The 19,082-nt window shown below is 63.0% G+C and carries 15 protein-coding genes; 3 read left to right on the forward strand and 12 right to left on the reverse strand.

Annotation, left to right across the window (positions count from 1 at the left end; genetic code table 11):
• Positions 1-74: 74 nt before the first annotated feature.
• Positions 75-1,463: a hypothetical protein gene (locus M1P90_RS32350; protein WP_483699948.1), complete on the forward strand. Its 1,389-nt coding sequence runs from the start codon at positions 75-77 to the stop codon at positions 1,461-1,463.
• 271 nt (positions 1,464-1,734) lie between these two features.
• Here the strand turns inward: M1P90_RS32350 and M1P90_RS32355 are convergent, their stop codons facing one another.
• The 5 genes from M1P90_RS32355 to coaBC all read right to left on the reverse strand — a co-directional run bounded on the left by M1P90_RS32355 (position 1,735) and on the right by coaBC (position 6,942).
• Positions 1,735-2,502 (reverse strand): prepilin peptidase, encoded by a 768-nt coding sequence (locus M1P90_RS32355; RefSeq protein ID WP_483699949.1) that lies wholly within the window; start codon positions 2,500-2,502, stop codon positions 1,735-1,737.
• On the reverse strand, positions 2,502-3,356 hold the full coding sequence (aroE, locus tag M1P90_RS32360; RefSeq protein ID WP_483699950.1) for a shikimate dehydrogenase: 855 nt from the start codon (positions 3,354-3,356) through the stop codon (positions 2,502-2,504). The genes M1P90_RS32355 and aroE overlap by 1 nt, the downstream gene beginning before the upstream one ends.
• 20 nt (positions 3,357-3,376) lie before the next feature.
• Complete coding sequence (gene mltG, locus M1P90_RS32365; RefSeq protein ID WP_483699952.1) at positions 3,377-4,474, reverse strand: endolytic transglycosylase MltG; 1,098 nt, start codon at positions 4,472-4,474, stop codon at positions 3,377-3,379.
• A gap of 72 nt (positions 4,475-4,546) precedes the next feature.
• On the reverse strand, positions 4,547-5,695 hold the full coding sequence (locus M1P90_RS32370; RefSeq protein WP_483699953.1) for a HEAT repeat domain-containing protein: 1,149 nt from the start codon (positions 5,693-5,695) through the stop codon (positions 4,547-4,549).
• A 5-nt stretch (positions 5,696-5,700) separates the two neighbouring features.
• Complete coding sequence (gene coaBC / locus M1P90_RS32375) at positions 5,701-6,942, reverse strand: bifunctional phosphopantothenoylcysteine decarboxylase/phosphopantothenate--cysteine ligase CoaBC (RefSeq protein ID WP_483699954.1); 1,242 nt, start codon at positions 6,940-6,942, stop codon at positions 5,701-5,703.
• A gap of 255 nt (positions 6,943-7,197) precedes the next feature.
• On the opposite strand from coaBC, the gene M1P90_RS32380 reads away from it, so the two are divergent.
• Positions 7,198-8,253, forward strand: a complete 1,056-nt coding sequence (locus M1P90_RS32380; protein WP_483699956.1) for a multicopper oxidase domain-containing protein — start codon at positions 7,198-7,200, stop codon at positions 8,251-8,253.
• 125 nt (positions 8,254-8,378) lie between these two features.
• Here M1P90_RS32380 and M1P90_RS32385 read toward each other — a convergent pair whose 3' ends face one another.
• The 4 genes from M1P90_RS32385 to M1P90_RS32400 form a co-directional block, all read right to left on the reverse strand.
• Positions 8,379-9,758 carry a UDP-glucose dehydrogenase family protein gene (locus tag M1P90_RS32385; protein ID WP_483699958.1) on the reverse strand — a complete coding sequence of 460 codons (1,380 nt, stop codon included), beginning with the start codon at positions 9,756-9,758 and terminating at the stop codon, positions 8,379-8,381.
• Positions 9,759-10,060: 302 nt separating this feature from the next.
• Entirely contained in the window at positions 10,061-11,281 is a 1,221-nt protein-coding gene (locus M1P90_RS32390) for a zinc ribbon domain-containing protein (protein ID WP_483699960.1), read from the reverse strand.
• Between the two features lie 73 nt (positions 11,282-11,354).
• A complete protein-coding gene (gene hisC, locus M1P90_RS32395) occupies positions 11,355-12,428 on the reverse strand; it encodes a histidinol-phosphate transaminase (protein WP_483699961.1) in 1,074 nt (357 codons plus the stop codon).
• Positions 12,429-12,485: 57 nt separating this feature from the next.
• Positions 12,486-14,753 carry a sensor histidine kinase gene (locus tag M1P90_RS32400; RefSeq protein ID WP_483699962.1) on the reverse strand — a complete coding sequence of 756 codons (2,268 nt, stop codon included), beginning with the start codon at positions 14,751-14,753 and terminating at the stop codon, positions 12,486-12,488.
• 366 nt (positions 14,754-15,119) lie between these two features.
• On the opposite strand from M1P90_RS32400, the gene M1P90_RS32405 reads away from it, so the two are divergent.
• Positions 15,120-15,851: a SirB1 family protein gene (locus tag M1P90_RS32405; RefSeq protein WP_483699963.1), complete on the forward strand. Its 732-nt coding sequence runs from the start codon at positions 15,120-15,122 to the stop codon at positions 15,849-15,851.
• A 183-nt stretch (positions 15,852-16,034) separates the two neighbouring features.
• On the opposite strand, the gene M1P90_RS32410 is transcribed toward M1P90_RS32405, so the two are convergent.
• From M1P90_RS32410 to M1P90_RS32420, 3 genes are all read right to left on the reverse strand, one after another.
• Positions 16,035-16,931, reverse strand: coding sequence for a YitT family protein (locus M1P90_RS32410; RefSeq protein ID WP_483699964.1), 897 nt, complete (start codon positions 16,929-16,931; stop codon positions 16,035-16,037).
• Between the two features lie 221 nt (positions 16,932-17,152).
• Positions 17,153-18,266, reverse strand: a protein-coding gene (gene prfB / locus M1P90_RS32415; RefSeq protein WP_483699965.1) for a peptide chain release factor 2 whose coding sequence is annotated in 2 segments (ribosomal slippage) — positions 17,153-18,205 and positions 18,207-18,266 — 1,113 coding nt in all. Because the reading frame shifts where the segments join, the coding sequence is not laid out codon by codon here.
• Positions 18,267-18,288: 22 nt separating this feature from the next.
• Complete coding sequence (locus tag M1P90_RS32420; protein ID WP_483699967.1) at positions 18,289-19,059, reverse strand: SIR2 family NAD-dependent protein deacylase; 771 nt, start codon at positions 19,057-19,059, stop codon at positions 18,289-18,291.
• Positions 19,060-19,082: the final 23 nt, after the last annotated feature.

The raw sequence follows: 19,082 nt of genomic DNA on the forward strand, positions 1-19,082 counted from the left end.
TGCGCTGGCTCATCCCAGCCGCGCTCCTGCTGCTTCTGTTAGCAATTTGCTGCGTCGGGCAGATTGTGATTGTCTTGCTGTCCCCTCGTAACGAGGGCTCAAACCTGAATCTGCTTTCCAAGAAAGTTGCCGATTACGCCCCCTGGGAGCTCGATCTGCAACTGCCGCCGATCGCGGCAGAAGCCGCTGCCGCAGAGGCTAACGAGCGCTCGACGGCGCAGGTGCTGGCGACGCAAAGCCCAACCCCACTGATTGCCGCCAATGTGCCCACGGAAGATGTGGTTGTGATCGCGCCGCCGGCAAACGCGCCAACCAACACGCCAGGCGTAGTTCAGCTCACACCCGAGCCTACCGTTACGCCGCGCCCTGTAATAAGCGGCCCAACTGATACAGCAGTGGTTGGTACGGTGCCGCCAAACACGCCGGTACCCGCGCTTCCTTCTGCCACACCAACGCAACGCGCCAGCGTGGCAACGCAACAGCCCACTCCAACCCCCACCCAGAACGAGCCGCCAACGCCGATTGTGTCGCCATCACCGACAGTGCAGCCGACGATTGCCACGCCTTCGGCAACACCGCGCACCGCGACAAACACACCGCGCACGGCGACCAATACGCCAACCGTAGTGATAAGCACGCTGGTTCCGAGCAACACGCCTACCGTGGTGGTGAATACGCCAACGGACACGCAGATCGTGATCACGAACACGCCGTTTGTGCCCACGAATACGCCGCGCCCGCCAACGAACACGCGCACGCCAACCGATACGCCGCGCCCGCCAACGAACACGCGCACACCGAGCGATACGCCTACGCCAAGCGATACGCCCACGCCAAGCGATACGCCCACGCCGAGTAACACGCGCACGCCGACGAATACGCGCACACCCACGCACACACCAACCGACACGGCCACCGCGACGGCAACCGATACGCCGACAAACACGCCAACCGACACGGCCACCGCGACGGCAACCGATACGCCGACGGCGACGTTCACGGCCACGCCTTCGAATACGCCAACCCCAACCCAGACGCCTGGCTGTTCGCCGCAACCTGGTATTTTCAAGATGGGCAAGCAGCGCCTTGGCGCGGCCACGGTCACGACAGGCCAGGCAGTGACCTACCAGATTTGTATCTACAATCGCAGTGGCGGCCCCAAGCAAATCCAGCTCGTCACCGATACGTTCCCGCAGCAATGGACGTACATCAGCTGCAATGCGTCGGATGGGGCGATTGCATGTATCAACGACGGCAACCCTGGGGGCGAAACGGTGAGCTGGGGCAAGGCCGACAATACCGCCTACACGCTGCCCGATAATACCGACCTGCTGCTGACTGTGACAGGCAGCTATGGCGCAGCCAACCCGGCGTGGTGTAATGATCCGGGCAACTATACCCTGTTCTATGCCGGCGGCGGCACGCTTGGCGGCACAGATCGGCCGTGCGTTGCTGTGAATTAATACTCTGGAAAATAAGTTATTTCATACCGCAGGCAAGCTTCCAGAAAGCTCATCTGGCTACCATGTTGAAGCAAGACTGGCTTCAGCTTCCTGGAAGCTGAGTGTAAGGGAATTTATTTCCCAGAGTAATTAGGAGCCTGCAGAAATCATACTAAGTTCGCGAGAATGCGAACACAAAAAGAAACGTCGGGGCGGCTTTGCCGCCCCGACGTTTCTTTTCTAATGCTGCACCCTGGCTTTGCTGGCGTGCAGCATTAGAACAATAGAAGAATTACTTCAAACCCCAGAGCATGAGGTAGGCAAGCGCGCCCAGGCACAGAAATGAGCCATAGGAAATATACTTTGGTACATTCGGGCGGCCAGCCGCGCGCAGCGCCAGCAAAATCACGGAGAAGATGCCCGCCAGCACCATGCCATAAAAAATCGCTGGCATCAGGTTCAGCAAGCCCACCGCCGCGCCGATAAAAATCGCCAGGTAGACATCGCCCAGGCCGAACGGCACCGCCGTGCTGCGGAAAAGTACCCGTGCCAGCACAAAAAAAAGCGCGAACACAAAGCCAGCCAGCAATGCGCCAAGCAGCGCGCTCAGAAAGCTGTGGTGTGGGATGAGTGTGGCAGTGAGGAGCGCGACGAGCGCAGCGCCCAGGATCACAAACGTGTAGATCGAGCGGTGCAGCCAGTCGATCGCGCCGGTGAGCACCAGAATGATCGCGACAAACGACAGGTAGAAAAACGCTGCACCAACGCCATAACGTATGTAGAAAAGGGTCAGGCTTGCGCTGATTAGCAGTTCGTTGAGCGGGAAGATCCAGTGCAGCGATTGGCCGCAGCAGCGCCCGCGCCCGCCCTGTGCCAGCCAGCCCACCACCGGCAGCACCTGCCACCACGCGAGCGGCTGCCCGCAGCGCGTGCAGTGTGGCCAGCCCCCCATCGCGCCTTCACGTGGCAGGCGCACAACCACCACATTCACCAGCGCGCCCAGCAGAAGCCCGACAAGTGCTACCAGAATGGCGGCGGGATCGAGCATGGTACTCACCATCAGGCGCGCATTGCGGCGCGCATAACATCGAGCGGCGCGGTGCGGCCCGTCCAGCGCTCAAAGGCCAGCGCCGCCTGCCGCACCAGCATGTGCGAACCGTCGAGCGTGCGTGCGCCGCGCGCGGCCGCCTCGCGCAGGAGGCGAGTCTGCCGATAGACCATGTCGAACACCAGCGCATCGGCGGGAATGAGATCATCCGCCAGCGGTGTTTCATCGCCATGCCAGCCCAGCGACGTGGCATTGATGATCAGGTTGCTTTCGGCCAGCAGCGCCGGCAGGGCGGGGTCGTCGGGCGCGGCGGCCAGCAGAAACGGATCACTGTCGGCGGCGGCAAGCACATCGGCCAGCAGCTGCTCAGCTTTTTCGGGCGTGCGATTGACGACGACAAGCCGCGCAATGCCCGCCCCCACCAGCGAAACTGCAGCCGCCCGCGCCGCGCCACTCGCGCCGAGAATAAGCGCGCTGCTGCCAGCTGGCTCGTAGCCCGCGTCTTCGCGCAGTGTTGCCAGGCAGGCGGGCGCGTCGGTGTTTGCGCCCGTCAGCGTGCCGTCGGCCTCGCGGATGATCGTGTTGGCCGCGCCAATCACTGCCGCCGCCGGGTCGAGCCGGTCGAGCAACTCGAGCACGGCGATTTTATGAGGCAGGGTGACGTTGGCCCCGAGCGTGCCTTCTGCGCGCAGGCTGGCCACGCGGGCGGGCAGCTCGGCCGCGCTGGTGGCCCACAGCTCGTAGTGGGCTGGCAGGCCAAGCGCGGCAAAGGCGGCATTCTGGATGCCGGGCGAGCGGCTGTGCGACACCGGGTCGCCAATCAGCCCGACGCGCAGTGGCGCGGTTGGTTCAGAAGTGTGCGGCATAGTTTTCTGTGTACGTCGCCTTATTTCGGGCAGGCCAGGTATTCCTGCTCGTAGCGGCTGAATTCTTCAAATGATGTCGCGAACTTGTGGGTGCCGGCCTGCTCACACGAAGCAACGAAATACAGGTAGTTGTTAGCTTCGTCGGGCTGGGCGGCGGCGCGCAGGGCGTCCAGGCCGGGCGTGCTGATTGGGCCGGGCGGCAGGCCGCCGTTTGCGCGGGTGTTGTAGGCGTAGCGGTCGGTATTCGCCCCAACTTTGTCGATTTCTTCTGCGGTGAGCGTATCGAGCTTGGGCCACCAGGTGCCTTGCTGCCCAAGCAGATATTGCACGGTGGGGTCGGAACCGAGCTTGCCGCCGCCAAACTGCGCCTGGTTCTCGGGCTTCAGCCGGTTCCAGAACACCGAGGCGACCTGCGGCATCTCGCTTGCCACCGTGGCCTCGCGCTGCACAATCGACGCCATCGTGACGATCTGGTGCACGCTTGCATCCGGAACGCGCACAGCCGTCTCAAAGGTAGCATACTGCTCGTCGAAGCGGTTCAGCAGCAGCTCAATCACATCGGTGACGGTGGCCGTCGTGGCAATGCGGTAGGTATCGGGGAAGAGGTAGCCTTCCAGCGACGCGCCTTCCGGCAGGCTGTTCAGGCGGAAATGCGTGGCTTTAAAAGCGGCTCCATCGCGCGCCGCCGCCAGAAATTCCTCGGCGGTGACGGCTGGCAAACCGGCCTGGCCAACGCGGTCGGCAATTTCTTCGAGCCGCAGCCCTTCAATAATCGTGAGCTGCGTTTCTTCGATTTTGATGCCGGTTTGTAGCGCGGCCATGATCTGGCCCATGGTCATGTCGGGGCGCAGCATGTAGCGCCCTGCGCGCAGTTTGCCGTCGAAGCCCTGCGACTTCACAAGGTAGGTGAAGAGCTGGGGGATGCGAATGAGACCGGCGCTGCGCAGCTGGGTGGCGATAGCACTGGTCGATTCGCCTGGCTCAACGACGAACTCAACTGCAGTCGAGTCGTCATCTGCCGGGCGGCGGATTTCGCGCAGCAGAATTGCGCTGACACAGGCAACCATTAACGCAATCAGCGCCACCCCGAGAAAGAGGGCGCGCAATGTTCTAGACAACGAAAACCTCCCTGGAACATGGTATTGGCGAGCGGCGCGTTGCGAAAACAAACACGCCGCTGGCAATTGCAACTATGGCGCGGCTGTTGGTGACTCGTCGGGGGTGCCCGAAAGATCGTTTGGTTCATTTTCGACTGGAACGGTGCCTTCTGGCTGCGACAGGAGCGAGCGATTAACCCAGCCCTCGCCATTGGCGCTTGAGATCTGCGACGAGGATGCGAATTTTTCGCCCAGCCGAATATGGTACCACTGCCCGTCGGCCGTAACCCCAAGAAACACAACCTGGTCGCCCTGGCTGATGCGCCCAATCACCTCGCCGCCGCTGACCTGCGGCAGGGCGCGCACATTCGCTGCCGCGCGCACGGTGCCGGTGATCAGCGTTTCGCTGGTGGCGGTTGGCAGCGGGGTGCTGTCGGCTCCGGGGGTTGCCACTGCGGGAAGGGCGGCGCTGGTGTCGGCAGTGGGCGCGGGCGCGGCCAGCACGGCCGGATCGACTGGCTCGAAACCAACTTCGCGCAGCTGCGTGCGCAGATCGCCCAGCATCTTCCACGCCACAATCAGCGCGACCAGCATCAGCACACAGGCCACTGCAGTTTTGATCAAATCGGCGCCGCGCAGCAGCATGTTCTGGCTTTGCATTTCGTTCAGCGCGCTGCGCGCAGCCCCCGCCACCGACTCGCCCCAGCTGGTTTTGCCACGGTCGTCGCGCGCAACCCGGCGCAGCTCGATCAGGGCCCGGGCATCGCCAACCACGGCCAGCGCGCGCACTGCGCTCCAGCGCACATTGCTGTTGGGGTGGCGCAGCGCTTCCAGAAGCGGGCCAGCCGCGTGCCCATCGCCGATCTGGCCAAGCGCCTCGGCGGCGCGGTAGGCAACCAGCCACGGCCGGTTTGGGCTGAGCGCTTCGTTGAGGGCCGGAACAGCCGCGGGGCCAATTTCCACCAGCTTGTCGACGGCGCTCTGGTGCAGGGGGTTGCTGGTGTCGCCCAGGGCGGCAACCAGCGATGCAACGCGCTCGCGCGCGACCTGCTGGGCGGCGCGCTGCTCGGCGCGGCGTGTGGGCGACGTGCGATCTTTGCTGAGAGGCTGGGTGCTATTTGGCTGCCCCACAACGACCATGCCGACCTGCGTATCGTCGCTGTCGTGCGTTTCGGGGGTGTGGAGCGGTTGTGATTCGCTGCCGTTTGTGCGGGGATGAGTGCGTGTATCCTGTTCGTCCATTGTGCCTAACCTGCCTGTGCCGCAAGCCGCTCGGGCCAGCGTTTGAGAATTGCTTCTACGATCTGTGCTGCGGCCTGGTCCTTGGGCTGGCGCGGCAGCGTTTCGCTTCCGTTGCCATCGTACAGCGTCACGGCAATATCATCGTGCCCGATGCTGGCGACCGCTTCGTTGGCGATAATAAGGTCAAGCCCTTTGCGTTCGAGCTTTGAGCGCGCATAGGCTTCGAGTTCGTGGGTTTCGGCGGCGAAACCGACTTTAATGAAATCGCGGCGCGTGGCGAGCCCGGCCAGAATATCTGGATTACGCACCAGCCGCACAAGTAGTTCTTCGTCGTCGCCTTTTTTGATCTTGCGCTCTGCCAGCTCGGCCGGGCGGAAATCGGCTACCGCCGCGTTCATAATCAGCAGGTCGGCCTGCTCGATGCTGGCGTACACGGCGTCGCGCATTTCCAGCGCGGTTTCTACGCGCACCAGATCAACGGCGGTGGGTGGCGCGAGCGCAACTGGCCCGGCGATCAGCGTGACATGCGCGCCACGGTCGCGCGCGGCGCTGGCAAGCGCAAAACCCATGCGCCCCGACGCGCGATTGCCCACAAAGCGCACTGGGTCGAGCGGCTCGTGTGTGCCGCCCGCGCTGACCACGACGCGCCGCCCGCGCAGCGGGCCAGTGTTGCGGCCCAGCAGTGCGCGCGCGTGGGCTTCGATCGTGCCGGGCGCGGGCAAGCGCCCCACGCCTTCCACTGGCTCGGCCAGCCGCCCCGAATCGGGTTCCAGCACGGTGATGCCGCGCCGGCGCAGGGTGGCAATATTTTCTTGCGTCGCGGCGTTGGTGTACATATGCGTGTTCATTGCGGGAACGCACAGCACCGGCGCCCGGGTGGCAAGTAGGGTTGTCGTGAGTAAATCGTCGCCCAGGCCGGCAGCAAGCCGCGCAAGCGTGTTGGCCGTTGCCGGCGCGAGAACGACCAGATCGGCGCTGCGGCCCAATGCCACATGCCCCACCACGCCATCTTCAGGGAGCGACCACATATCGGTGAGCACAGCCCGCCCCGTCAGCGCCTGAAAGGTTGGCGCGCCAACAAAGCGCTGCGCCGCCTCGGTCATGATCACATCGACAATTGCGCCCGCCAGGGTCAGGTTGCGCGCCAGCTCGGCCACTTTATAGGCTGCGATGCTGCCGCTGACGCCAAGCACAATATGTTTGCCGGCAAGCACATCCATCGCGTTCACTGCCGCTCGTTCACTCATGACGGCGCATTGTAGCATTGGGAAGGGTCATAGTCAATTTTGGCGAGGCACGGAGCACGGCGGCGGGTTACTGCCAGCTATAAAAATGGGGCTGCCGCGCCCCGCGCCGACGGTGTTTGGCCCTCTACTCTTGGTTAACGCAACGCAACCTTTGATTATCGTTCCTTTCCTCACAAACCTTCGTGCCCTGCGTATTATAGCCATAGCTCATTCGTACACGGGCCGCGTAGCCCACATTGAAAGGACGATCCCCCTATGGCTTCTTCACTGAATGAACTTATCACGCGCCGCAATTTTCTGAAAGGTGCTTCGCTCGGCGTGGGCGTTCCCGTCATTGGCACGCTGCTGGCCGCGTGTGGCGCGGCGCCGGCCGCCCAGGAACCCACGGCAATGCCAGCCGACCACAACATGACGCCCGAGACGCAGGCCAGCGGTGGCATGAGTGCCGACGATATGGATGCCCACCACGAGGCAGGCATCAAAGCCTTCCTGGCTGGGAAAGAAACCACCAGCAAGGGCAACCAGCCGCTTGAGCCAAAACTGGACGGCGACGTCAAAGTGTTCGAGCTTACCAGCAGCGTGATTCAGTGGGAATACAGCAAAGGCCAGAAGGTCGAGGCCTGGGCCTATAACGAGCAGATTCCTGGACCGCTGCTGCGCGTCACCGAGGGCGACAAGGTGCGCGTGATCATCAATAACAAGCTGCCGGAAAGCACCGCAGTGCACTTCCATGGTGTGATACTACCAAACAACATGGACGGCGTGCCCTTCATCACCCAGCCGCCAGTCAAGCCGGGCGCGAGCTTCACCTACGAGTTCACCGCCAAGAACCCCGGCTCGCACATGTACCACTCGCACCACAACTCGACCAAGCAGGTTGGCAAGGGTCAGCTGGGCGCGTTCATCATCGATCAGAAAGACAAGAGCAAAGACCCAGCCTTCGATGTCGAGCACGTCATGATCCTGAACGACCAGCTTGGTGGCTTCACGATCAATGGCAAGGGCTTCCCGGCCACTGAGCCGGTAGTCGCCAAGCTCGGCCAGAAGCTGCGCATCCGCTATATGAACGAGGGCCAGCTCATCCACCCGATGCACTTGCACGGCCTGCCGCAGCTGGTGTTTGCAAAAGATGGCTGGAATCTGCCGCAGCCCTTCTACTGCGACACGCTGAACGTCGCACCGGGCGAGCGCTGGGACGTGATTGTGGATTGCACCGAGGCGGGCGCGTGGGCGTTTCACTGCCACATTCTCTCGCACGCCGAGGGTGAGAATGGTATGTTCGGTATGGTGACGGCGCTGGTCATTCAGTAGTCGCACTGTTTGCCAGAAGCGCCACTGCGTCAATGCCGCAGTGGCGCTTTTTCAACCCAACAGCAAGGGCCGCGAGAGTGTTTTCTCGCGGCCCTTGCTGTAACCAATTGTGTGGATGTTAGCGATTATTTGGGCGCCATGTACGGCGAACCCACCGCAATGTAGCCGTAGCCGCGCTCGGTCAGCTCGTTGTAGTCGGGGATCATGCGCCGGCCGTCCAGCACCAGGAAGGGCGGCTTCACCGACTGCTCGATCGTGCGCGAGAGGCCACGGAACTCTTCCCAGTCGGTCGAGATGAACACCATGTCCGAGCCGGCCAGCGCTTCCTTGGCGCTGTTGTGGTAGCTGATCTTCTCGAACAGATGGTTGTTCTCGGGGTTGAAGAAGCGCTTGGCCTCGTTGGTGGCCACCGGGTCGTAGGCGCGGATCTCGCTCACGCCACGCGCCAGCAGGGTTTCGACCACTTTAAGCGACGAAGCGTCGCGCATGTCGTTGGTGCGCTGCTTGAAGGCCAGGCCGAGCAAAGCCACCTTCTTCTGGTTGAAGCGCGCGCCAGCCTCGCGGCCGGCCCGGTCGATCAGGTAGGTTTTCTGGTATTCGTTGATACCATAGACCGACTGCAGCATGTCGGTGGGCTGGCCGGCCGTCTTGAGCTGGTAGATCAGCGACTGGATGTCCTTGCCGAAGCACGAGCCGCCCGCGCCGTTCGACACATACGAGCCCCAGGTGCTGATACGGTTGTCGGCGGTGACGCCGCGCTTCAGGTCTTCCATACGGATGTTCTGGAAGGTTTCGCCGAGGCGCGCGCCTACGCCGTTCCAGAAGGAGATGTAGGTCAGCAGCAGCGTGTTCGCCACATACTTGATCGCCTCCGCCGTTTCGGGCGTCGTCTCGATGTAGCGGATGCGCACGTGGTTGACGAACTGCGAGTAGATGCGGCGGATGATGCGGAAGTCGTCTTCGGTGTCGGCGCCAACCGTCACGCGGTCGGGTCGGCGCGATTTCTCGACGGCATCACCTTCGGGCAGGAACTCGGGGTTCGAGGCAACACCCGCGTTCGGCACATTGTACTCGCGCAGTTTGCGCTCGAGCTGGCGGGCCGTGCCAATCGGCACAGTGCTCTTGTTAATCAGCACAATGCGGCGCGTGTCTTCGCGCTTGGCCAGCAGGGTGCAAATGTGCTCAACGGCCTTGAAGTAGAAGCTGAGGTCTGACGAGCCATCGACATTCGGCGGCGTCGGCAGGCACAGGAAGATCGCGTCGGTACCTTCGATGATGCTTTCCAGATCGCTTGAGAAGAACAAGTAGCGATCTTTATTCTCGGCAATGATGTCGGCCAGGCCGGGCTCATTGACGTAGTGGTTGATCTTTTCTGCTTCTGCCGAGCGGTATGCATCGAGCTTGCGCTCGTCGATATCGTAGGCGTAGACTTCATGGCCATATTCGGAACACACAGCTGCATGGGTCAAGCCTACAAAACCAGTACCAGCCACAATGATTTTCATTCGTTCTCCTTTGGGTGAAAATGATTCAAGGCGCATAGAATAGCGCCTTGGGCTAAACGCCGCCTGGTGCAAAATAACAGGCAATACAGGCTAATTTGGTGAATTCCCCGATCGGCGTTGAGGGGTTGTGAGCAATGCACGATAAGTATGATACCGCACTTTATGCCGAAATGATATTACGGTACGCTGATGTGTAGTTTTCAGTTTCTTAATGTAGGTAATATTTCGGTTTAAATTGCTGATAAAAACACCTGCCAGCAGCAACGCAATGTGCTGCCGGCAGGTCTTACAGGCCAAAAGGCTTATTTCACTGCCGATACAACCAGGTTGTCGAATGTTACGGTGACGTTCGGGTCATCGAAGGTATTGACGGCGAAGGCTGCCTTGCCACGCGAGAACGTGGCGTCGCTCACTTCGTCCAGCAGTTCGTCATTGGCGAACAGGCGGATTGCGTCGCCCTGAGTTTCGACGCGCAGGGTGTTCAGTTCACCCGGCCCGTGGATCGCGGATGAATTCGTCCAGTCGATCAGCTGCGTGAGTTCGTCGTTTTTGTACAGGTCGAGGCTGTAGCTGCCATCTGCGGCCACCGCGAAGATGTAAAAATTTTTATCATCCTGGTAGTGGAAGATAATGCCGGCGGCGCTATCTTTTGGCCCATCGATCGTTGCGTCGATGGCGATCGAGGCGTTGCCGTAGTCGCCGCGCATGGTCTTCCACAGAATGAGCTTGGGCTGCTTCATCTTCATGGTGTAGGCGCCATCGACAAAGGAATACACGGCGTTGTCGGTTTCGCCTTCGTCGAAGTTGCTGGTTGCGGCGTCATCGAAGGTGTCGCGCAGCAGCACCGCGCCAGTTCCGCCTGTGTCGCCAGTGCTCGTTTCCGGGGTGGCTTCTGGCTCGGGCGTGGCTTCGGGTTCGGGCGTGGCTTCGCCGTCATCCGGCGTGGCGTCGGCCTCGAAGGTGGGGAAGGGCGCGAAGGTTGGGAATGCCTCAACCGTTTGCAGGCCCGCCGCTGCCGCCGTCGAGAGCGCGGTGCTGGCCTGGTTGGCAGCGCGGCCGATCAGAATATATGCGCCGACCGCGAGCGCGACACAGGCCAGCACGCCAATGCCGACAATAATGCCAAGAATTTTCCAAATATTATTGCCCGATTTAGGCGGCGGCGCGGCTGCGCCGGGCGGGATGTTCGCGCCAGGGTAGCTTGCGCCCGGGTAGCTCGGTGGTGGAAGCGGCGTGGTTGGCGGCATCTGCGCGCCCTGCGGCGGTGTAGACGGCGTAGATGGAAACTGCGCGGGCGGGATCGGCGCGGGCCCGGCGATGATTGTTTTGTCGGGCTGCCCAGCCGGCGCAGTGGGTGTGCCCGACAGGTCGCTGGGGACGGTGGGCAGAACCACGGTTTCCTTGCCGGTCATCGGTCGCGCAGGCGGCGGGGTGGCCGGCTGCTCGGGCAGGCGCCCGCCGCAGTTGCCACAAAAACGTTCTTCTGGTTTAACCTCGGCATGACATGTTGGGCACTGTAGCATAATGCAAAAACTCCCTTTGTGCGAGCGTGTTGGTACTCATGACGTATACCGATGGCTAAGCGCCGCAGGTGCGTCAATTATGCCCAAGAACCTGGCGCAGTGCTATGAAAAAGCGCACATTTTCTTCCTCGGTACCAAATGAAATACGAATATGCCCCGGAATCCCCCACCCCGAGAGCGGCGTGACGGTGAAGCCCTGATCCATCAGCGCGGTGGTGACTTCCATGTCGTCGCCAACTTCGACGGCGATGAAGTTGGTGTTGCTGGGAATCGGCTTGAGGCCCATGCCGGCCAGCTCGCTCATAAACTGCGCGCGGCAGGCGTTGGCGTGCGCGCGGCTGCGCGCAACATGCTCGCCATCTTCCAGCGCGGCCAGCCCGGCGGCCTGCGCCAGCGCGTTGACATTGAATGTCGGGCGGGCGCGTTCGAGGTAGCCCATGACATCGGGATGGCCGAAGGCATAGCCCAGGCGCAAACCGGCCAGCCCATAGATTTTCGCAAAGGTGCGCAGCACGATCAGGTTCTGGCGGCCGGCGCGCAGCTCGGCCAGCAGGTCGGGGTAGTCGCTGCGCTCGACAAACTCGACATAGGCTTCGTCGGCAACAATCAGCACGTCGTCGGGAACGCGTGCGAGCAAGCGGCGCAGCTCGTCGGCGGAGTTGGTGGTGCCGGTGGGGTTGTTCGGGTTGCACAGAAACAGCAGGCGCGTGCGCGCAGTGATCGCGTCGGCCATGGCGTCGAGGTCGTGCGTGAAGTTGCGCAGCGGCACGCGCACTGCTTCGCCGCCCATTTCGATTGTGCGCAGGAAATAGCTGATGAACGAGCCGTGCGCCATCACCGCCTGGTCGCCTTCGCCAAGAAAGGCCAGCGCCAGCAGGAAGACCATTTCATCCGAGCCGTTGGTGCAGATTACCATGTCGGGCGCAATGTTAAAGTGGCTGGCCAGCGCGTCGCGCAGCCCGGCCGATCCAGCGTCGGGGTAGCGGTGCACCTGCGCGGCGGCGGCCTGAATGGCGGCCAGCGCGCGTGGCGACGGGCCGAGTGGGTTTTCGTTCGAGGAAAGCTTGACGACACCGGCGGGCTGCTTGCGGATGAGCTTGGGCGGCTTGTAGGGCGGGAGCGTGGCGATGTACGGTTTGAAGTGCATGGGGTTCCTTTTCAACAGCGGGAAAGAGCTGGCACGCGAAGCGGCGCGGCGGAGATATTATGCTTCGTCGGTGACGCCATTGCTGTGCTCACAGACGAGGGGGAGCGTGAAGAAAAAGGTGCTGCCCTGGCCTTCGCGGCTTTCGGCCCAGATCTCGCCGCCGTGGCGGGCAACAAACTCGCGGCTGAGGTATAAGCCCAGGCCGAGGCCCTCCGCGCGTCGCTCGCGCCCGCGCGCATAGCGCCGGAACAGGCGGCTGAGCTGATCTTCCGAGATGCCCGAGCCCTGGTCGCGCACGGCAACCAGCACCTGCATGGTCTGCGGGTCGGTGTTGGCGGGGATGCTGTAGAACGGGTGGTTCGCGGCGATTGCGGCGACCGGGAGCGACGCCAGCCGTACGCCAATATGTGTGCCGGGCGCGCTGTAGCGGATCGCATTGCCGACCAGGTTGGTCAGCACCTGGCGAATGCGCAGCGAGTCGCACACAATCTGCAGCTCGGGCCCGGGTGCTTCCAGCTCGATCCAGCGGTCGCCCGCGCTGGGGCGCTGCTGCTCGATCACCTGCTCGGCCAGCGCGACAAGGTTGACCGGCTGCACCTGCAGGCTGACCTGCCCGGCGTCGATGCGCGAGACGTCGAGGATATTGTCGACCATGCGCAGCATGTGCGTGACCTGCTGGGCCAGAATGTTCAGGCCGCGCAGCTCGGACGAATCTTCTTCGCCGCGCCGCTGCTCGCGCCGCACCAGCAGGTCGGTGTAGCCGCGCACCGCCGCCAGCGGGCTGCGCAATTCGTGCGCGGCCACGGCCAGGAAATCGTCTTTGGCGCGCTCAAGCTTCTGGTTGGTGGTAATGTCGCGAAAAATCGTCACCGCGCCGTCGATATTGTTGTCGTCGTCGTAGACGGGCGCGCCGCTAAAGCTCAGCACGGTATCCTGGCCGCTGGCGCCATGCGAAAGTAGCCGATAGTCGTGAAAAATCTCGCCGGCCAGCGCGCGCGTCATCGGCAGGCGCTCGACCGGCAGCGGGTTGCCTTCCAGATCGCGAATGCCATAGAAATCGGGCATTTCCGTCACCGACTGCTCGGGCGGCAGCCGATCGACCGAAAGCAGCTCGATTGCCGAGCGGTTGCCCAGCACCAGGCGGCCTTCGCCATTGCACAGCACCACGCCCTCGGCAATGCTATTGATGACGGTGGCGAGCTTGAGACGCTCGGTGCGGGTGTCCTGATACAGGCGCACGTTGGCAATCGCCAGGCCAAGCTGGCTGCCCATGGTCATCAGCGCCGGCACATCGACCCGGTCGCGCAAATTCGCGTCGCCATACACCCCCACCACGCCCACCACCGTGCCGCCAGCCAGCAGCGGCAGGTAGACGCAGCTGTTGAATCCGGCGTCGAGCAGCAGCTCTTCGCCGTCCTCGGCGATCAGCGGGCGGGTGACGGTCTGGCCGTAGCGCACCGTTTCTTCGTAGGGCGAGTGCGCCACACCCGAGGCGCCAAGGCGGCGCACGAAACGCTCGGGCAGGCCGCGCTGCACGGCAATCGAAAGCTCGCCGCGGGCGAGATCGTGCAGCAGCAACATACCCGCCGAGGTTTCGAGCACATGCAGGATCACGTCGAGCGCGTTGGTCAGCAGCTCATCCAGGTCGGCGGCCATGCTCACCACGGTGCCAATCGCGCCCAGCGCTTCCAGGCGGTATTGCTGCGCCTGCATTTTGGCGTGCAGCTGGGCGTTATTGATCGCGCCCGCCACCAGATCGGCAAAGGTTTGCAGCATCTGCAAGTCGTGTGTGGCGACGGTTGGCTGAAGCTTGGGGTGGAATAGCTCAAGCACACCAATGATCTGCTTGCCGATATGGAGCGGGATCAGCACAGCCAGGCTGCTTGGCGGCACTTGCGCCAGCAGCGCGTGCACGTCGTCGGCAATGCGCTGGCTGACGCGCCCGGCCTGCTCGGTGTAGCGCCCATGCCCTTCGACTTCCAGTGCTTCGCCGCGCTGCCAGACCAGGCCAATCAACCCTTCGCCGGGCCGCAGGCGCAGCCGCTCCATGAGCGCAGGATCGGGCGCGGCTTGCAGGCCATAGAAGGATTTCAGCTGCAGGGTACCCTGCTGATCCTGAAGCCAGAGCAGGCCGGAAGATGCGCCGGGAACCACCTGCACTACGCGCTCGATCAGCGTGGCAATCAGCTCGTCGGGGTCGAGGGTCGAGATAAGCTGGGTGGAAACGTCAAGAATATCGTTCAGCAGCTGGGTGTGCTGAGCGTCGTTTGGCGGGGCCGGTTTGCTGGCGTTCGAGTTGAGTTGTCGGGCGGCTTTCGAGCTCATGGGTGGGCCGTTTCGTTCTTCTGCTGGGCGTAGCGATGTGATGCTGCTGGTGCCAGTGCCTGCGCGAATTGCTATGCGCGGCCCACGCGGCGAGATGGGAAGCTCGCCACTCGTCACCTTCGTCGGCAGTGCCATCACGGGCGAAACACGCAGTTGTGCTGAAAACGCGCTGCTATACGCGCATTCTGATTATAGCATGAGCTTGCATGAAAGAGAATGAAAGAAGGCTGCCCGATGATCATGTGCTATCATATCGCAATGAATCCGCAGCACCCTGCCCGTATCAGATTGCGCACCCTGTTGCGCCGCCAGCCGCAGCCAAAACTGGCGGAGGCGGCGTTATGTATTGCATGGGAAGATCAGGGTGTGGCGAATATTGCGGCGGCGCTGCGCGAGCTGGATGGCCTGGCCGAAGCGGCGCAGCCACGCCTGCCGGCTGGTGGCACACCCTACGAAACGGTGCTGGCGCTCAACCGCTTTTTGTTTGGCGAGCTGGGCTTTCGCGGCAACACCTGGGATTACAGCGACCCGGCGAATAGCTTCCTGGATCGCGTGCTGGCGACGCGCGCCGGCTTGCCGATTACGCTTTCGGTGGTGTACATGGAAGTGGGCTGGCGGCTGGGCCTGCCGGTTGCGGGCGTGGCGCTGCCGGGGCATTTTCTGGCGCGCTATGCGGGCAATGGCGAAGAGCTGTTTATCGACCCTTTTAACCGCGGGCGGCTGTGGAGCCGCGACGAGTGCCTGACGCAGATCAACACCTTCTATGGCGAGGCCGGGCCGGCGCTGGCCGAGCATGTGTTACAGCCGCCCTCGCACCGCGCGATTCTGGCGCGTATGCTGCGCAACCTGAAAAACCTTTATCTCGAACGCTCGGAGTTTGCGCCGGCGCTGGCCGCCAGCGAGCGAATTGTGCTGCTGGAGCCGCAGCAAGCCGCCGATGTGCGCGACCGTGGGATGCTGCGGGCGCGGCTGAACCAGCTCAACGGCGCGCTGGAAGATTTCGAGCGCTACGCCCGCCTGGCCCCGCGCGCGCCCGACCTGCCGCAGATCACGCGCCAGGCGCGCACCCTGGCCGAGCGCGCCGCAGCGGGGAACTAGGGCAAGCCTCAGGCTATCGAGTAATCCGCAGATTTTGCAGATGACACAGATGTTGCTATTCTTGCAGCCCACAGGCGGCAGAAACAAGCATGCAGCATCTTGTACCTATACCTTGCAAATAGCCACCGAGAGATCAAGATTTTATAGGTTCTGAAGCCTTTGGTGCCTTGGTGTCTTGGTGGTTTATTTTTCTACCTGTTGCGCTTCGGGTGCGCTGCGCGGTTCTGATGGCGGCGCGTGTGGCACAAAACCTTCGCCGCGCACCTCCTGCGCATCGCCAATCACCACAAAGGCGCGTGGGTCGGCGCGGCTGACGGTGGCGTTCAGAAAGCTGACTTCCGAGCGCGAAACCACGCACAGCAGCACCGCGCGCGCCGTGCCGGTGTAGCCGCCCTGCCCTTCCAGCAGCGTCACGCCGCGCCCCAGGTCGTGAATCAGGGCTTGCGTAATCACGGCCGGCTGGTCGGTGATGATCAGCGCCTGGCGCGCGCCACTGCCGGCGGCCAGCGTGTAGTCCAGCGTCACGCTGCCAATAAACGCCACCAGAATCGCGTACAGCACCTTTTCGGGGCCATAGGCGAAAAAGGCCGCGCCAAACACGGCCATGTTCATCACCAGGATGCTGCGGCCGGGCCGCCAGCGCCATCGCCGTTCGAGCAGCCGCGCAATGATATCGACGCCGCCAGTGGTGCCGCGCGCGCGAAACACCAGCCCCACGCCCAGCCCATCGAGCAGGCCGCCATAGAGCGTGTAGAGCAGCGGGTCGGCGCTGACCGGGCGCAGGTAGGGCGCGAGCAGGTCGATGGCCAGCGCCATCACGACCGTCGCGTAGATCGTGCGCAGGCCAAACATCAGCCCGCCCAGCGCGCGAATGCCAATGATGAACAAGGGAATATTCGCGATCAGCGTCACCAGGCCGATGGGCGTGCCGATTGCGCTTTGCAGCAGCTGCGCGCCGCCGGTCAGCCCGCCCATCACCACGTCGTTTGGCGTCAGGAACATATTCACCGAGGCCGCGACCAGCACGGCGCCCAGCGTGATCAGGAGGTAATCGCGCAGAACAGACCAGGCGCGTTTCATGTTCCACTCCAGATGGCAGCAAAAAGACGCGCCACGGGCGCGCGCCTTTTCGCCGCGAATTGATTGTTTCAGGTTTTTCGCTCAAGCGGATTTTACGCCTGCGGCGGGCAAGGAAGGCGATCTTTTCTTGTCACTTTTTTGCACTACAGCGCAAAAAAGTGACAAGGGGTGGTGTTCCGCGCATAGCGCGAAAAACCGCGTACAAAAAGGATAGAATGCCTTTACTCGTCGCCGTCGCGGCCAATATTCCAGCGCAGATAGGCCTCGGCAAAGGGATCGAGCGCGCCGTCGAGCACGGCCTGGACGTTGCTGGTTTCGTGCTCGGTGCGATGATCTTTCACCAGTGTGTAGGGGTGCAGGTAGTAGGTGCGCATCTGGCTGCCGAATTCGGCCGAGCGGTGTTCGCCCTTGAGCTTGGCGCGCTCGTCGCGCTGGCGCTGCAGCTCGCGTTCGAGCAAACGGCCGCGCAGCACGCGCATTGCAGTTTCCTTGTTTTGCAGCTGTGAGCGCTCGTTCTGGCAGATCACAACGATCTGCTCGGGCGTGCCGGGCTTGTAGGTCAGGCGCACCGCCGAGTCGGTGGTATTCACGCCCTGCCCGCCGTGGCCGCCTGCGCGAAACACGTCTACGCGAATGTCGTCGGACTTGAGCGAGACTTCGGGCGCGTCGTCGACTTCGGGCAGCACCTCCACCAGCGCAAACGAGGTCTGGCGCGTGTTGCCCGAGTTGAAGGGCGAAAGGCGAATCAGGCGGTGCACGCCAGCCTCGGCCTTGGCGAAGCCGTAGGCGTAGGGACCACGAATTTCCAGCGTGGCGCTTTTAATGCCCGCCTCGTCGCCCTCGCTCTGGTCGACCAGGGCAACCTTGTAATCGCGCGCTTCGGCCCAGCGCGTGTACATGCGCAGCATCATGGCCGCCCAGTCTTGCGCGTCGGTGCCGCCCATGCCCGCTTTAATGGACAGGAATGCGTCGCGGTCGTCGTAGGGCGCGCTGAGCAGCAGGTCGATCTCCTGCCGGTCCATCGCCTTGACGGCGCGGGCGTACTCGGCGGCGATCTCCTCGCGCAGCGAGTCGTCGTCTTCGGCGTTGGCCAGCTCTTGCAGTTCGACCAGTGTGGTGATCTGCGATTCAAGCGACTGCCAGCGGTCGAGCTCGGCCTTGAGGGCCGTGAGCCGCTGCATGATTCCCTGAGCTTCCTGGGGGTTGTTCCAGAGTGTGGGGTCGGCGCTGCGCTCTTCTAGCGCGTTGATGTTCGCTTGCTTGCCAGCGAGGTCAAAGCCGCCCGCGGACGCTGGCAAAGCGCGCCCGCAGGGCCTCCAGATCGGTGTTATCCACGGTTCCTCCAATAATTGGCGGCCTAGCCGCCCACGATGCGCTGGTTTGGCGCGGCCAGATTTGCCAGCAGAGCGGGCAGCGCCTCGGCCACATCCTCGTGCAGCACCACGTCGGCGTGGGCGTCGAGGTAGGTGCAGCCCTGGTTGATAATAATCAGCTTCCCGCCATGGTCGAGCGCGGTCAGCGGCAGCTCGCAGGCGGGCGCAACTTCCAATGCCGTGCCGGCGATGATCATCACGTCGCAGGTGCGGGCGGCGCGCTCGGCCAGCCAGTAGATCCCGCGCGGCAGCATTTCGTCGAACAGGACGACGTTGGGCTTCAGCACCCCGCCACAGCTGCAGCGCGGGATGGCTCCCTTCCGCACGCGGGGCAGCACCGCGCTTGCTGGCACCTGCTGTTCGCATTCCAGGCAGATGGCGCTGCGCAGGTGGCCGTGCAGCTCAAGCACTTCGCGCGAGCCAGCGCGCTGATGCAGCCCGTCGATATTTTGCGTGACGACGGCAACATGTTTGCCATGCTGTTCGAGCCGCGCCAGGGCCTGGTGCGCCGGGTTGGGCTGCGCCACCGCAATTGTGTCGAGCAGCGGGCGCACCCAGCGGAAAAAGCGCTGCGGGTCGGCCCGAAAGCCGCGCAGCGACGCAACTTCCATTGGGTCATCGGCCCGCCACAGGCCCGCATCGCTGCGAAAATCGGGGATGCCCGACGGCCGGCTGATGCCTGCCCCCGTCAGCGCGGCAATGCGCGTGGCGTGGTGGAGAAGCTGTGTTGCGCGTGCAATCGCGTGCTGGTCCATCGTCGCACCAACTCTTTCCGAAC

This window comes from Kouleothrix sp. 19917 (assembly GCF_057073505.1).

Bases quoted from the DNA above. Each gene is read 5' to 3' on its own strand.
- M1P90_RS32355 (WP_483699949.1), bottom strand. From the start codon at position 2,502: ATGGTGAGTACCATGCTCGATCCCGCCGCCATTCTGGTAGCACTTGTC.
- aroE (WP_483699950.1), bottom strand. From the start codon at position 3,356: ATGCCGCACACTTCTGAACCAACCGCGCCACTGCGCGTCGGGCTGATT.
- M1P90_RS32370 (WP_483699953.1), bottom strand. From the start codon at position 5,695: ATGGACGAACAGGATACACGCACTCATCCCCGCACAAACGGCAGCGAA.
- coaBC (WP_483699954.1), bottom strand. From the start codon at position 6,942: ATGAGTGAACGAGCGGCAGTGAACGCGATGGATGTGCTTGCCGGCAAA.
- M1P90_RS32380 (WP_483699956.1), top strand. From the start codon at position 7,198: ATGGCTTCTTCACTGAATGAACTTATCACGCGCCGCAATTTTCTGAAA.
- M1P90_RS32385 (WP_483699958.1), bottom strand. From the start codon at position 9,758: ATGAAAATCATTGTGGCTGGTACTGGTTTTGTAGGCTTGACCCATGCA.
- M1P90_RS32390 (WP_483699960.1), bottom strand. From the start codon at position 11,281: ATGCTACAGTGCCCAACATGTCATGCCGAGGTTAAACCAGAAGAACGT.
- hisC (WP_483699961.1), bottom strand. From the start codon at position 12,428: ATGCACTTCAAACCGTACATCGCCACGCTCCCGCCCTACAAGCCGCCC.
- M1P90_RS32400 (WP_483699962.1), bottom strand. From the start codon at position 14,753: ATGAGCTCGAAAGCCGCCCGACAACTCAACTCGAACGCCAGCAAACCG.
- M1P90_RS32410 (WP_483699964.1), bottom strand. From the start codon at position 16,931: ATGAAACGCGCCTGGTCTGTTCTGCGCGATTACCTCCTGATCACGCTG.
- M1P90_RS32420 (WP_483699967.1), bottom strand. From the start codon at position 19,059: ATGGACCAGCACGCGATTGCACGCGCAACACAGCTTCTCCACCACGCC.